General features: G+C 34.8%; 14 protein-coding genes and 1 pseudogene. 7 read left to right on the top strand and 8 right to left on the bottom strand.

Features of this window, described 5'->3' with window-relative positions:
• Nucleotides 1-22 precede the first annotated feature (22 nt).
• A complete protein-coding gene (locus GPDM_RS04990; RefSeq protein ID WP_008429593.1) occupies nucleotides 23-679 on the top strand; it encodes a Type 1 glutamine amidotransferase-like domain-containing protein in 657 nt (218 codons plus the stop codon).
• 220 nt (nucleotides 680-899) lie between these two features.
• Here GPDM_RS04990 and GPDM_RS04985 read toward each other — a convergent pair whose 3' ends face one another.
• Both GPDM_RS04985 and GPDM_RS04980 read right to left on the bottom strand, forming a co-directional pair.
• Nucleotides 900-1,946 (bottom strand): hypothetical protein, encoded by a 1,047-nt coding sequence (locus GPDM_RS04985; RefSeq protein WP_008429591.1) that lies wholly within the window; start codon nucleotides 1,944-1,946, stop codon nucleotides 900-902.
• Between the two features lie 496 nt (nucleotides 1,947-2,442).
• Nucleotides 2,443-3,837, bottom strand: a complete 1,395-nt coding sequence (locus GPDM_RS04980; protein ID WP_008429590.1) for a hypothetical protein — start codon at nucleotides 3,835-3,837, stop codon at nucleotides 2,443-2,445.
• Nucleotides 3,838-4,196: 359 nt separating this feature from the next.
• Between GPDM_RS04980 and GPDM_RS04975 the strand changes: the two genes are divergently transcribed.
• Entirely contained in the window at nucleotides 4,197-4,622 is a 426-nt protein-coding gene (locus GPDM_RS04975) for a hypothetical protein (RefSeq protein ID WP_008429588.1), read from the top strand.
• Nucleotides 4,623-4,941: 319 nt separating this feature from the next.
• A complete protein-coding gene (locus GPDM_RS04970; protein WP_008429585.1) occupies nucleotides 4,942-5,511 on the top strand; it encodes a hypothetical protein in 570 nt (189 codons plus the stop codon).
• 335 nt (nucleotides 5,512-5,846) lie between these two features.
• Here GPDM_RS04970 and GPDM_RS04965 read toward each other — a convergent pair whose 3' ends face one another.
• Nucleotides 5,847-6,665 carry a permease prefix domain 1-containing protein gene (locus GPDM_RS04965; protein ID WP_008429583.1) on the bottom strand — a complete coding sequence of 273 codons (819 nt, stop codon included), beginning with the start codon at nucleotides 6,663-6,665 and terminating at the stop codon, nucleotides 5,847-5,849.
• 1 nt (nucleotide 6,666) lies between these two features.
• Nucleotides 6,667-7,002, bottom strand: a complete 336-nt coding sequence (locus tag GPDM_RS04960; protein WP_008429582.1) for a PadR family transcriptional regulator — start codon at nucleotides 7,000-7,002, stop codon at nucleotides 6,667-6,669.
• A gap of 510 nt (nucleotides 7,003-7,512) precedes the next feature.
• Here GPDM_RS04960 and GPDM_RS04955 point away from each other — a divergent pair.
• Nucleotides 7,513-7,947 carry a hypothetical protein gene (locus GPDM_RS04955; RefSeq protein ID WP_008429580.1) on the top strand — a complete coding sequence of 145 codons (435 nt, stop codon included), beginning with the start codon at nucleotides 7,513-7,515 and terminating at the stop codon, nucleotides 7,945-7,947.
• 175 nt (nucleotides 7,948-8,122) lie between these two features.
• Here the strand turns inward: GPDM_RS04955 and GPDM_RS04950 are convergent, their stop codons facing one another.
• The 4 genes from GPDM_RS04950 to GPDM_RS04935 form a co-directional block, all read right to left on the bottom strand.
• Nucleotides 8,123-9,034, bottom strand: a complete 912-nt coding sequence (locus tag GPDM_RS04950) for a hypothetical protein (protein ID WP_039862897.1) — start codon at nucleotides 9,032-9,034, stop codon at nucleotides 8,123-8,125.
• 66 nt (nucleotides 9,035-9,100) lie between these two features.
• Entirely contained in the window at nucleotides 9,101-10,552 is a 1,452-nt protein-coding gene (locus GPDM_RS04945; RefSeq protein ID WP_039862896.1) for an MBOAT family O-acyltransferase, read from the bottom strand.
• A 144-nt stretch (nucleotides 10,553-10,696) separates the two neighbouring features.
• Nucleotides 10,697-12,091, bottom strand: a complete 1,395-nt coding sequence (locus GPDM_RS04940) for an AMP-binding protein (protein ID WP_008429574.1) — start codon at nucleotides 12,089-12,091, stop codon at nucleotides 10,697-10,699.
• On the bottom strand, nucleotides 12,084-12,332 hold the full coding sequence (locus tag GPDM_RS04935) for an acyl carrier protein (RefSeq protein ID WP_008429572.1): 249 nt from the start codon (nucleotides 12,330-12,332) through the stop codon (nucleotides 12,084-12,086). Before GPDM_RS04935 ends, GPDM_RS04940 begins: the two co-directional genes overlap by 8 nt.
• Nucleotides 12,333-12,782: 450 nt before the next feature.
• On the opposite strand from GPDM_RS04935, the gene GPDM_RS16625 reads away from it, so the two are divergent.
• From GPDM_RS16625 to GPDM_RS16725, 3 genes and pseudogenes are all read left to right on the top strand, one after another.
• Complete coding sequence (locus GPDM_RS16625; RefSeq protein ID WP_008429570.1) at nucleotides 12,783-12,959, top strand: hypothetical protein; 177 nt, start codon at nucleotides 12,783-12,785, stop codon at nucleotides 12,957-12,959.
• 91 nt (nucleotides 12,960-13,050) lie between these two features.
• Nucleotides 13,051-13,586, top strand: a pseudogene (locus GPDM_RS04930) (DUF1572 family protein).
• A gap of 18 nt (nucleotides 13,587-13,604) precedes the next feature.
• Nucleotides 13,605-13,766: a hypothetical protein gene (locus GPDM_RS16725; RefSeq protein WP_008429567.1), complete on the top strand. Its 162-nt coding sequence runs from the start codon at nucleotides 13,605-13,607 to the stop codon at nucleotides 13,764-13,766.
• Nucleotides 13,767-13,787 lie beyond the last annotated feature (21 nt).

Below are 13,787 nucleotides of genomic sequence, written 5' to 3'. Positions count from 1 at the left end.
GTACTTTGATGCGGAGGTATCTATGAACACTCATTATTATTTAGGTTGGTTTACCGATTTTTTTCCTGAGCGACTGAGTCAAATGTTGCGAGATGATATAACGGATAGAAAATCACTCGTAATGATCAGCTCAACTCCACTAGACGCTAAAGTAGATGGTACTGTTGAACGTTCATGGCTTGACCATGCTGGCATCTTATTTGATGACTACTATTTAATCAATCATGGTATAAAAAAAGAAGCTGCTCATACCTTGATTCAGAACGCTTCCGTCATTTTCTTACTAGGTGGCGATACGCTTAAACAAAATGAGTTTTTAATCGACTATGAATTATCAGATTGGATCAGAAAAAGCAGTGCCGTTGTAATCGGAGCAAGCGCTGGCGCAATTAATATGTCAGCTAGATGGTTATGCTCCAAAAACTTTGGCTATAAAGTTGAGACAGCCTCTATTCAGTACGGACTTGGACTTGGCAATTTTTCCGTTCTGTCTCATTTTGACCTTGAAAATAACATGACCTTGTTTCAAAGCGAACTGTCTTCCCTATCTGAAGAAATGAAAATTTATGCATCAAATAAGGATTGTGCGTTACGTATAAAAGGAGAAAAAATCGATATATTTGGTAATGTATATGCATTTTCTCACTCAAAAATTCAGAAATTAAAGGAAACGTTCTAGTTATTTTCTATAGCTATAGTTACTCCACATAGATAAAAGGCGCTTATTTAGCAATGATACTTAGTACGCTTTGGACCAGCTAATTTTTAATACATGTATTGACAATCCTCTATTATCCAAGTTTGAATTATTTACAAAACTAAAAAAGATGACTCCGACATTATACCGAAGTCATCCAATCGTAACCTAGCTGCAGGATACCTTTTCTATAAACTGACTATTAAACGGGGCGCGGATCAGTTTTCCCTATCCCTTTCTTCCTCCTTTTAGCTCCCTTTTCGTATTTTGATGCAGTCCCTTTTTTCTGTTGCGGGCTGAATACGGAAAGAGTCACGCCATTTTTTTTGTGGGTTTTACCTATGATTTGACGCAAGTTTTTCTCAATATAACGTAGCTGTTGATGATTTATTTTTTGTGTTGCAACGATATCGTATCTCCATTTAGGTGGCTTTAAAATATTTACATAGTGATTGCTTACTCTAACTCTTTTAAAGTGCCGGTGCTTATCATCCCATACGATATAGTGCTCATCATACATGCCCTCATGTTCGTTCTTTAAACTAGGCAATACAATATATACGTCACCCTTAATTCCTTGAGTTCGTTGATGATCTATGTCTGCTGTTGCAGTTTGCCAAGTAATGTATGCTATCCGATTTTTGTAATCGGAATCAGTCTCTCCTTCCATTTTCTTCGGATAAGTTGGTTTTTGTTTTCTTGAAAACAATTCTACAATGATAAAAGAAAAATCCCCATCGTAATGAGACGAAAATCGTTTCTCCATATGCCTTACATCAATCCATTTTCCCTTTGTGTCTATATCCTTCACCCTATCCCGAACAATCAATACAGCTGTAGATGTACTGCTTTTCACATATGTAATATACGCATCATCGTATTGTTGACTATTTTTCAAGTAAGGGGGTTGAGCTATATTTCGACCTTTTTCTTCTACTTTACACGTGGCGTAATCAATATATTTCTCAATGTAATGGGCTCGCGCTACTCCCGAAGGTCCCTGTTTTCTTTTAACTTTTACTAATTGTTTTTTACGCTTTTTCTGTTCCTCTATCTTTTGTAAAACTTCATAATTATTTACAAGACTGGCATTCGTGTACGATTCACTACAGTCATAACATATTTTCCATTGTTTAATCCAAAGATGCTTTACATCTAATTCGTTGGTTATTCTTAAATAATCTTTTACTTTTTTTTGCAACCGGTCATTTTCATTTACTACTTCTTCACCACAAATGATGCAATCCATCGTACACCGCCTATCGTTGTGTTAGTCGAAGAAGGAGATAGCCTTCTCTTTCTTCAACTACAGTACAAATTTAAAAAACACATTATAAATAATATATGCATCTACCACTAAAAAATTAAGAAGAATATACATTTTAGTAAGTGCCCCCTAAGAGGCTTTTTTTTATAATATCATTAGTTAGTAAATTATTACATATTTAGCAGGGATTCATCTTTACTTGCCTATTTTATACTATTAGTTTTGCATAAAGTTAGTTTGAATATTGGTAACTCATAAAATCTTCGTAATCAGTATTTCGAATTTTCATTTGTGCTTTTCCCTTTGCTTTAACAAGACTAGTTTCATTATCTAAATTCATATGGAGGAAGTAATAAAGGGCGAAAGATCACACGTAAAAAAGACAATAGTAAAGACATTCCTCTAATATCATTGGCTACCTAACAATTGAAGTAACATAATATCGCTTCTTTACAGTAAACACCCCTAATCACAAAAATTATTGATAGTTAAAATTAAGATCAAATAAGTTGTTAATAGATTTTTTTGCGTTTTCTGTAGAAACACCTATATCTTCTAAAATCATAGCGTAGTATAGCCACTCCAATACTGGCAGGTCAAAGATAATTAACCTGTTAAACTCAAGATCTAAATTTCCATGTGCAAAAGCGTTTCGATATTTTGCAATTCGTTGAGCGATTGCAGCATGTTTGAAAATTTCTTCAGGAATTTCATTCATTTTGTACATACTTCTAATAAAATCTTTAAGCACATCATCAGATTTTTTTAATGCCCAAATTATATTAGCAGCTAGTTGAGAAGGATTTTCTTCAAAAAGTCTTTTTGAGTTTTTAAAGAATTTCTTTTCCTTACCAGTTGTTTCTTTATATTTACCTTCTAAGAACTCCAAAACTTCATTTCTTTCCTTTTCGTACTTCATCTTGTTCTCTTCACTTTTGATTTTATGAGAAATCTCAAATTGCCATTCAAATCCGGCAGTTGCCATAATAAATCTAGCGGGGGTAATAGTATTATTCGATTTAAAATCCTCTGGAATATGTCTTAGATAGACTTCTTTCATGGATACTTTCTCCAATAATTTTGTAAACGAAGAACTTAAAAGTGGGTAGGCAATTATACGTTCCCTTATAACACTTTCCTTTTCTTTTTCCTCTGTTTGAATGTTTCTGATATGTAATTCTCCAATAGAATAATACTCGTGATCAAAGTGGTTCTTCAATATCAATTTGTTGATGTGTGAGTTTTTTCTATAGCTAATGAATTTTAATAAATCTCGAGTTAATGATACTAAATCACTGGCTAGAGAAATATCAGTAGTCTCTTCAAAACGATAGTCTAGGTTTGAATTTAGTATCAAAGGATTTTGTGATTGTCTTGTTACCTCTCTACTTATACTCAAATTCCCTTTTATTAGTTTGTCGCTTATAGTAAACTCAAATTCCTCTGTTGTTTTATCAAAATCTGAAAGTAAAAGTTCTCCTTCTCCATCTTCATAATTTTTATATTGATGAAGAGCTATTCCTATATCATGGAACCAATCTAACTCGTTTGCTCGTATTTGTAGGCTATCAAAAGAAGTCTCAGAACCATCAAATATAATATAAGATTTTAGAGAAGCTAGATGCGTCTTATGTCCAACTGCTCTCAGTGAATTAATGTGGAAATGAATTATTTTACTCTTTTCAAAATCCTTTGCAATTAGAGTTTCATAATCTTTTATTGCCTCTGTACGTTCTACTATAGGCATGAATGCTTCTATTAATGATGGAAGCTTCTCTCTTTCTTCAATATCTTCAATTGTAAGAGTGAAAGATTCTTTGTCCAATTTAAACACACAGGTCTTCCCATTAAAATCGACCAATCCAGTTAGCATAAAAAACTCCTATCTAAAAATATAATTTCCCACCTATGATTTAAGATGTTATTTGCTATTTTATAATCTAGTATAACAATAATTGTGTTTTTAACTAAAAATTCAACTTTTTTTATTAAATTGGTTAATGTCTCTTTGAGTTTGGTATCGACATTCCTCTGTTTTCTGTACTTAAGTGGTATATTTATAGAAGTAACTACAAGCGTGACTGTTGATGTAACGGCTTATTTGCATGCTGGGTTAAATAATTATGTAATTAAAAAAGGTTAATCTTTAGCAAACGGGCCATTTAGCGGAGGAAATCTCATTTTCTTTTTGTAAGAATTTACGAATTCATTAGAGCATGCGGGGTGAACGTGATGAAAAAAATATTTAGTTTGTGTTTGCTATTATTCTTAGCTGCCTGTCAACCTGATCAAGTAAATGATAGCTCTCATATTACAGAAGAAGAAGTTGTAACAGTATTGCAAGACAATGGTGTTACTTTGGTAGAAGCTGAATTCAAGAAAAATGTCTTTGGTTCAAAACTTAGAGGTGTAGAGCCAGGAACTTATGAAGTGAGTGGAAAACCATTTTTTATCTTCGAATTCAAAACGGAAAATGATTTAGTTAAAGGTAAAAAAGAATTTGATGAAAAAACTGCAACAATGGATCTGATATCCGCAAGTATGTTCGAAAAGAGAAATATACTTATTTTTTATGTGCATGAGCAAGATGTAAATTCAAATAGTGTTCCTTTTGAAAAAGAAATACAGGAGGCATTAGACAACATTATTGAAGGATGAAATTTTTTTTATTGAAAGTGCATTTTCCGTTAACAAGTACGACTGTTGAGTAAATTTTTCGGGAAAATTAGCTGTGGCTATGCTCTTTCATTTGTGCTGTTCCCTTTGCTATGTCAAGACTAGTTTCATTGTGTAAATTTTTATGGAGGAAATAATAAAGGACGAAAGATCATTCGTAAAAAGACGATAGTATCGACATTCCTCTATTTTTATAACCAAGTGATATATTTGTAGAAAGAAACCAAAAATTCAGCTGTAGACGTCATGGCTTACTGCCATGTTGCTTTAAATATTTATGTGATTAAGAATGGGGAATTTTATGACAAAAGAAAAATGGATACTCGTCATTTTGGGAATTATGAACTTCATCCTTATCGTCATGCATTATACAGATTATGTTCTACTCTTCTTAAAACCAACAGGATATGTCATTCCTTTGGTTTTAAACATTGTTATTATTAGTGTAATCGTCTTTAAATCAAAACTTTCTAAAGTATGGACAATTGCCATCCTATTCATTGGTATACCTATACTACTGTTCCATGGTTTTATCGTTTTGTGGATGGATAATAATTACACGGAAATCGTTAATCTCGATAGCCAGCAATCACTAGTAATCGAATACCGGCATGCAACATTAGGCGAGACCACTTATTTTTATGATTTTTACAAGACCGAATTTGGTTTTGTTGGCAAGCAGCTTGAGAATCAATCCATTTCCATAATGGTTCGGGATTATTCGTCTGATATCGATCCTGAAGGTGTCTTAGGTTTGGGGAAAGAAGAATGGATAACTGCAACTACCGTCCGTTTTTTTACTTTGCAAGGAATGAAGGATGTGAATTTAAGTTCATCCCAACCACCAGTTGAAATGGAAGAAAAAAAGTGACTATACTGCAGTCGGAGAGATTTCCTAGTAGAAAGAGTAGCGAAAGTTATTCTTTTTTTTTTCTGCTTTTTCCTTCGGTTTAAAGTGAAGGTTGGTTTCATTATGTAAATACAGAACTGGTACGTGTAAAAGAGCGAAAGATCATGCGCGATAATGACAATAGTATCGACAATCCTCTAATGTTAATATTAATTAGAGTTCAAAATTGGTTCCATAAATTTCCCATATAAACTAAAACTCAGCCACCTTGGTATAAAGATTGCTGAGTTTCATTTTACTATATGCAAAATATGATTCGAAATTGTAATATGCGCTTAACGACTAAGCTTACAATTTTAGTTATATCTCATTTTTCTCTTACCTACTAAAATATAAACTAAATAACCGACTACATTAAAAATAGCAAAAGCAATAATCCAGGCAATATTTAATCGTCTGTGATGATAGGCATTAATTATTGCCCATATTGTGAATAGCGTTGCATAGACCGCTAATCCTGAAAATAAAATAATTCCCATCCAGCTGCCGATAAGTCGTGTTTCCATTTGAACATACCACTTATCCCCCCCACCACTTCCATAAGGGTAAAAGTTTGCTAGTAGCCAATCTGGAGACCAAACAGACTTACTGTATTGATACTCAGGTTTTGCGCTCTCTACGTAGTCAAATACGGAATTTACACCCACACCACTGACGTTATAGATTTCAACTTTTGAAATTTGATCTGTTCCGTCGATTAAAGCAGCAATTTCAGTTTTCATTGAATCGGTTAGCGAACCTTGACTAGTTAAAATTTCGTGTACAGCTGAAGCAACTTCGGAATTCTCAGAGGCATTTTCATTTTCGTATGCAGAAAGTAATCCGACTGCCACAATACTTAACAGTAGAACGGTTATGGCTAAATAGAGAATCCAATTAGCAAATATTCGTTGTGCCTTAAATAACTGACCAACTACCGAACGCATTTCTTGTTCTCCACCAAAACGTTCAATAGCAAGTTGAATTGCTTCTTTTTCTGATTTTCCTTCTTGTTTCAACTCATGAACAGCTTCTAATAAGTGGCTTTTCATTTCTTTTTTTGACTCATTAATCTCTTTTTTGTTTCCACCGACACCTTGATACAATTCCTCAACATACGCTTCTATTTGTTTCATCCTATTCTCCCCTTTCTAAAAATAAGTCCATCAGTTTTTTTACAAATTCCCATTCTGAACGTTTCTCTTCAAATCCTTTTTCACCTACAGGCGTGAGTTTGTAATATTTCCTTCTTCCTCCTGGTCCTTGTTCATCGCCCCAGTAAGAGGTGATCCATTCACTTTTTTCTAATCGCTTTAATGATAAATAAAGTGTTCCTTCTTTTAACTCGAATTGGTCTTCACTTTTTTCACGAACAATTTTAGCTATTTCATACCCATACATATCTCTGCCATGTAAAAGAGAAAGAATTAATGTATCAATATGGCCTTTTAGTACCTCTTTACTAATTTCCATTTTCACACCCCTTTATATTACTTTATTTCATATTACTCTATAATACAAGGTATTATTTAAAAAATAAAAAATATTAAAAAAGAGGTTATTCAGCATGTACTAAAGCACTTAAGTTTGTAGATAAAAGTAAAGACAATCCTCTCTTCTAGTAACTACTTAGTAGATAAAATCATTTACATAGTTCATTGATAATGTCATGATTTACTTAAATGTTAATTTTACTAATAATGACATTTGCGAAAGGTAATCTTCATATAAAGAAGCCTGTAACATAAGGAGACTTTTAATTGGATTCGATAATCTTGCCCCTCGTTTTTGCGTGTGGAACACTTTATGGTCTTGTTACACTTTTTATAGGAACGCGAAAGAATTCAAAAATGAGTAAAAATCAGATTGGACTAGCAATTTCTCTAATCATCACATGCACTGCATCATTTTTAATAACGATTAATTAAATATGAACATGTAATACTGACTAATAGATGACATCGTTTAGAGGAGAGAAGTTAAATGGTACTCAATTATTTGAAAGGTTCTTCCGCATCTATTATTTCTTCGGTGTCCGCATACATGATTTTGACTTACTTATTTGATCCGCACTACCAATCTGACTACTTTTACTTTTTTATAATGTATGCAACTTTCATTGGGTATGTTATAGGATTGATTGCTATTTTTATAATAATTCGCGATTCAAATAAAGCGGTCTTTACCAGGAAAAAGGTTGCTATATTTTCAAGTATCGGAATAATCCTTGGAATCGGTCTCGAATTTTTAACAGATTTTTCAAATAGTCCTTTTTTCTTTTTAGCCGCATTAACAGGTTCATTAATGTTTTTAGTTGTTCAAAAAATAGAGAACCACTTTGTAGCTTGGAGTATCGTCGGAGTTCATCTTCTAGTTGTCTTTTTATACCCGTACCTCCCTATTCATTTCTTCAATTAAAAAGGTCCATAAAGAATCTTTGTCTTAAACGCATCGAATTTTTGCCATTATAGACAAAAAAATCTCCTGGAGGGCAAGAATTGAATGTCAATTCTTGCCCTCCAGGAGTATTAATATAAACCATGTTAGTCTCCGCTCAAATGAGCAGCGATAAACAATAAAACATAACGATCACTCAAAAATACCCTAAACTTTTGAGCTCTTCGTAAACAATCCACGAATATTTTTTTCTTCCCTTACTGTTTAAATGGTCGGAATCGATAAAATACTCTTTGTTGTCTGTGAAACGTTCATCGTTCATATAATTTAAAAAAGGCACATCTGTTTCAAGAGTGTTTAAGTGCTGAAAAACAAGTCGATTCATGACTTCTTCATCAAAATGTTCTTGGTACGTCTTGTGTACGGGCTCCATAGTTAAAATGACTTCGTAGCCCTGCTCTTGACAATATTCCAATATTTCTTTTAACCGCTCTAGGTTTTGTTCCATGTAATTATGCTCAATTGCTTTTCTATATTGCTCTTCTACGTATTCGGTTTTTCTTTCTGCATAATTTTCGCCATTATTTGCCCAAGATTGATGAGAAGTCCATTTAAGGCCTTTCCATTTACTTGAGAGCGCAGAAGTAAAATTGTCACTATTTGTGCCTGGAAAATACATATACTTATAATAATCCAACAATCGAAACGATTCAATTTGCGTACGATCTAAAATTTCATAATAACGTCCTTCGTCTACATCCTCGTTCTCCCTATTTATGAACGTCATTTGAGAAATGGATAATATGACAACTCCATCCGATTTCAAATACTCACCATACTCTTTCAATAATTTAAAGTCGTATTCGAGCGCCTGACCCGGAAGAGCTAAATCCAAGTGAGCCAAACCCGTTGGCTTAAAATAATAACCATACATGGAATGAGAGGCACCTAAATTGATGATGTCAACGGGATAAGGATCTTTCTTAAACGTTAGGATGTCCTCGTTGATGTTGTAACTCCGAGACTGCTTTACAAAGTTATTGACTGGTATAAACAACAGTAAAGCTACAGTGATGATTATAGTTAACTTAATGAATAAACGGCCCATGGCAAATCCTTTCGATCTTGTACTCTTTTTACTAAACTGATGGACTGGCACGCAGTTTGTTTACGATTAAAATCCACCGTAAACAAACCCTTGACCTGTAGCACCAAACACCAGAACTGATACAACGATTAATACATACACGGCAAAACGAGCAACTGCCGGGCGTTGCGATAGCCAGTTCCACGTTGACGTATTTTTTCTTTCGATATAATGATACAACTGCATTACGATAAAGAAAAAGCTAAAAATCACTAAGTCGAGGAGTGAAAACATCTCAAACGCTACGATGATTCCGGATGGGCTCCACGAGCTAGGCGATAAGAAATGTTGCGCATTTTCAAATGCGACTGTAACGGAATCCGATCGGAAGAACACGCGTGAAAAACACACAAGAAGAAAAGTAATAGTGATTTTCATCCATTTATGCAGCGATGGACTTTGATCCAAACGAATAAATGTCGCCACCTTCCCACGAAAATGTTTTGTGTGATCTCCAAAAGCACGGTAAAAACCGTGAATTAGCCCCCACAACACAAATGTCCAAGCCGCTCCATGCCAAATGCCACTTATTAAAAACGTAATGATGATAGCTACATAAATTTCGCTTCTTTTCTTTTTTCCTTTACATAAAGGCATAAAGATATAGTCTCTAAGCCATGTCGAAAGCGTAATGTGCCATCTATTCCAGAAATCTCCGATTGATGTGGCAAAATGCGGTTGCTTAAAGTTTTCGGTAAGTCTAATCCCAAGCATTCGTGCGCAACCAATGGCTATGTCACTGAGTGCTGAAAAATCAGCATACAATTGAATCGAAAATAAAACAGTAGCTAGGACAATTTGTGAACCGGTTGGGTCAGGACTATCGTATACACTCGCTACAATTGGAGCGAGTCGATCCGCAATCAATGTTTTCTTGAAAAATCCCCATGCGATTCGCTTCATCCCATAGCTTATATTGTCATAGTTTAACGTTTGTTCAACTTTGAATTGAGGAAGCAATTTCTTCGCACGTTCAATCGGTCCGGCAACCAATTGCGGGAAAAACGCAAAATAGATGGAGAAATAACCGTAATGTCTTTCTGCTTTTTGCTTGCCTCTAGAGATGTCGACAAGATAACTGACTGCCTGAAAGGTATAAAAAGAAATGGCTAAAGGCAGGATAATCTCTTGATAGGGTATGGCATAATTCCAATTCATGTATGTTGAAATGGCTCGAATCGAGTCATTTACAAAATTAAAATATTTAAACCAGCCGAGAAAAAACAGCAATACGCAAATTCCAACTAGCATGGCTCTTTTCTTCTGTTGTTTGGTTTCCTGTTTTTCAATGACTATTCCCGTAAAATAAGTAAACACTGTGCTGATAAGTAGCAACAGGACGAAGTAGCCGCTCAACGTAGCGTAAAAACTGTAACTGGCGGCTAGTAAAAGAATCCATCTCCACTTGTGTGGAACTAAATAATACGTAAAAACGATACCTGCGAAAAATAACAGAAACTCAATTGATATAAAAGTCATCCAATCACCTGATCAAAAATAAACTTAAGATTTTATATAAAATAAGATAAACAACTACCTTACCTACACTCAATTTCAACTTTCAGTAGATAAAGTTTTATCACATCTATTACATCTCCTGTAACGAGTTCAGGTGATTGTATATTATCTATCTGTAGGTAACTCGGAATAGAGGATCTTCCCAAAAGGATTACGTGGGAATTCCTCAATTCTGAAAATCTTAACGCCCCTTAAGTTTAATTTTTCCTTCATTATTTTTTTAATTTGAAGCTGATCTTCTTTTAATGTGTAAACGATCATTTGGTCATCTGTCCCCGCGCAAACACACTCATGACCATGCTCAGTTAAAAGTTCTTCCACTTCATCTAAGCTGATGCGGCTTCCAGCGACTTTAATGATTCTTTTGATTCGTCCAGTTATAAAGAAATAGCCATCCTCATCAAAGTAAGCTAGATCACCTGTGTGCAGCAACCCATTGTTCTCATCTTTTTTCGATAAATCGGCTAACGACTCCGCATACCCTAAAGAAACATTGGGTCCTTTGTATATCAATTCGCCGATTTCATGAGGTGTTGTAATGTTGGTACCATTAGCATCTTGCAGCATCAGTTCTCCGCCGGGTATGGCGATTCCAATACTTCCGGCTTTATCAAGGTTTTTTTCGGCAGGTAAATAGCTCATCCGCGCCGTTGCTTCTGTTTGACCATACATAGTGAAAAATTGAATCCCTTTTTGACTACACACTTCAGCAAATTTGGACGATAGTTCTGAACTTAATTTGCCGCCTGCTTGTGTGAGTTTTTTCAAACTTGGAAGATTCATCTCTTCAAATTTCAGCCGACGGAGCATCTCATAGACGAAAGGAACGCCTCCAAAAGTTGTGGCTCCCTGCTCTTTGCATAAGTCCCAAAACTCTTTTTTCATGATCGATGCATCCGTGACAATCATGGTCGCTCCGCAAATGAAGTGACTATTAATAATTGACAGACCATAAGAGTAATTCATAGGAAGTGTTGTGATCGGTTTATCGTCTGCTTTAATACCAAGATACTTCACGATAGATTCAGCATTATTGAAAATGTTTTGGTAACTTAAGCGTACAAACTTGGGGCTGCCAGTACTTCCTGAGGTGGTTAAAAGGAGCGCAAGATCTTCAGCAAGCTCATGTTGAATAGCTGTTGGACATTTAAATAATGAGTAATCTCCAAACACGAATGTACTATCCATTGCGTTTAAAAGGTCTTGGTTTTCACTACTCGCCCAAATATACGCAGGCTTATAAAGCTCGATTAGTTTTTGCAACCGCTCCACGGGGATAGATGCATCTAACAAGACCGGTACAACGTGCCCTCTTATAAAGCCCACGTAACCAAATAGAGACTCTTTATTATTTGAAGACAAACAAAAAACCAGCGTTCTTTCACCTACATGACTGCAGATTTCGTCAGCAACCTCTACCATTTCAGCGTAAGAGTATTCTCTTTCCGCATATACAGCGGTTCGAGTGCCAAACTCTTCAAGCTTTTTAAACCTATTCATTTACAAAGTCTACTCCTAAACGATTCAAAAGCTCTTTTCCGGCTTTGTACGAATCGAATTCTGTCATCCATTCAGCATCTATTGACACATCAAAAACATCTTCCATCGTAGAAATCAGTATCATATGTCCAAGTGAGTCCCATTCTCTTGTTTCGCCTAATGCTAACTCTTCACTTACCTGGTCTTCTTCCAATTCCAAAGCATCCATAAACGCATTTCTATATTTTTCGATATTTTTCATCATTTACATCCTTTCAAAATTACATCTATTAGCATTAGCGTAACGCTATTTTATATACTTTGATTCCATTAATTTCTTTCCATATAACCTCTTTTAATAATCTTATTGAAAATGATTCTCATAATCAAGTATAAGTATATGAAAAGAAAAGTCAATATCGGAACAACAGGCAATTTTTTTATTTACAACTGAAATCTGCGTCTTTCACGTATCGAAATTTGTCTCTAATAAATATAGATTGCGTACTATAGATCACCCGATTTAGGAATGCATCAAAAAATCAGGAACATTTCATACTAGCGTTAGGGAAAATCCGACAGGCTAGTTATTCTAAGTAGAGTAGTTAACGTCACATACGTTTACATTTTTCAATGATTAAATTTAATGTATATATAATGTGTAATAAAAAACAGGAGCGAATTTTATGAAAACGAACATAAAGCAAACGAAATGGCTGCCTTTCATTACGCAAAAGATTTTATCGTAACTAACTATTACGAAAGCAATAACTTGTCTCACGGCGGAACTAGATATGATGTTGGCAGAGGCAATTACTTTGTGATTGTGCAAAATCAGCAACACAAGAACTACTATTTAGAAGTGAAGTTAGACAGTGATGGGTTTTAGCTTCTATAGAAGACAATACAAATGTTGCAATAGATTCTGAACACTAAAACACCTCAATTGGGCATTTATAAAAATGAAGGAGTGTGTAGGTATGGAACTCGGAAAAGAATATTTGAAGGTGATTCAAGAGAGGTTTTAAAGCGTTAAGGATCTTGGAGATCGAACCATCAATCAATTATCTGAGGCTGATATACACTGGAGATTAAACGAGGCTTTTAATAGCGTAGAAATTATCGTCAAGCATGTAAGTGGAAACATGGTATCTAGATGGTCTGATTTTTTAACGACGGATGGAGAAAAACTCACTAGAAATCGTGATCAGGAATTTGATGATGGTATTTTAACGAAACACGAACTGATCATTGTTTGGGAAAAAGGCTGGACCACATTGTTTACTACATTGAGAAGTTTAGAAAGCCAAGACTTATTCAAAAGGATCACCATTCGTGGAGAAAAACACACAGTATTAGAAGCCATTGAAAGACAAATGGCTCATTACGCTTACCACGTCGGTCAAATTGTTTATATTGGAAAACAAATAAAAAATGACAATTGGGAACACTGAGTATTCCAAAAGGAAAATCAGAATCGTATTTACAGTCGGAGTTAAAGAAGCATCAATCTTAATGATCGGAGGAGCACTCTATGTTATATATACCACTTACCCTTGCTCTTGTGTTTATCGCTATGCTACTCATCAATTTTATCGTTGGATTTCTTTTACTCAACATTCGCGACAAAAACTACTGGGTGATATCAACCGTTACTAGTTTAGTGTTCACGTTAATCTTTGTAGTCGTTTTATAACCGTGATGAATTACAAAAACC

The sequence above is a fragment of the Planococcus donghaensis MPA1U2 genome, assembly GCF_000189395.1.
GTDB lineage: Bacteria > Bacillota > Bacilli > Bacillales_A > Planococcaceae > Planococcus > Planococcus donghaensis_B.
The sequence above is the reverse complement of the archived record's forward strand: the minus strand, read 5'-3'. Positions and strand labels throughout refer to the sequence as shown.

Excerpts from the sequence above, each read along its gene's own strand:
- GPDM_RS04990 (WP_008429593.1), top strand. The coding sequence starts at position 23 with ATGAACACTCATTATTATTTAGGTTGGTTTACCGATTTTTTTCCTGAG.
- GPDM_RS04985 (WP_008429591.1), bottom strand. The coding sequence starts at position 1,946 with ATGGATTGCATCATTTGTGGTGAAGAAGTAGTAAATGAAAATGACCGG.
- GPDM_RS04980 (WP_008429590.1), bottom strand. The coding sequence starts at position 3,837 with ATGCTAACTGGATTGGTCGATTTTAATGGGAAGACCTGTGTGTTTAAA.
- GPDM_RS04975 (WP_008429588.1), top strand. The coding sequence starts at position 4,197 with ATGAAAAAAATATTTAGTTTGTGTTTGCTATTATTCTTAGCTGCCTGT.
- GPDM_RS04970 (WP_008429585.1), top strand. The coding sequence starts at position 4,942 with ATGACAAAAGAAAAATGGATACTCGTCATTTTGGGAATTATGAACTTC.
- GPDM_RS04965 (WP_008429583.1), bottom strand. The coding sequence starts at position 6,665 with ATGAAACAAATAGAAGCGTATGTTGAGGAATTGTATCAAGGTGTCGGT.
- GPDM_RS04960 (WP_008429582.1), bottom strand. The coding sequence starts at position 7,002 with ATGGAAATTAGTAAAGAGGTACTAAAAGGCCATATTGATACATTAATT.
- GPDM_RS04955 (WP_008429580.1), top strand. The coding sequence starts at position 7,513 with ATGGTACTCAATTATTTGAAAGGTTCTTCCGCATCTATTATTTCTTCG.
- GPDM_RS04950 (WP_039862897.1), bottom strand. The coding sequence starts at position 9,034 with ATGGGCCGTTTATTCATTAAGTTAACTATAATCATCACTGTAGCTTTA.
- GPDM_RS04945 (WP_039862896.1), bottom strand. The coding sequence starts at position 10,552 with ATGACTTTTATATCAATTGAGTTTCTGTTATTTTTCGCAGGTATCGTT.
- GPDM_RS04940 (WP_008429574.1), bottom strand. The coding sequence starts at position 12,091 with ATGAATAGGTTTAAAAAGCTTGAAGAGTTTGGCACTCGAACCGCTGTA.
- GPDM_RS04935 (WP_008429572.1), bottom strand. The coding sequence starts at position 12,332 with ATGAAAAATATCGAAAAATATAGAAATGCGTTTATGGATGCTTTGGAA.
- GPDM_RS16625 (WP_008429570.1), top strand. The coding sequence starts at position 12,783 with ATGGCTGCCTTTCATTACGCAAAAGATTTTATCGTAACTAACTATTAC.
- GPDM_RS16725 (WP_008429567.1), top strand. The coding sequence starts at position 13,605 with ATGTTATATATACCACTTACCCTTGCTCTTGTGTTTATCGCTATGCTA.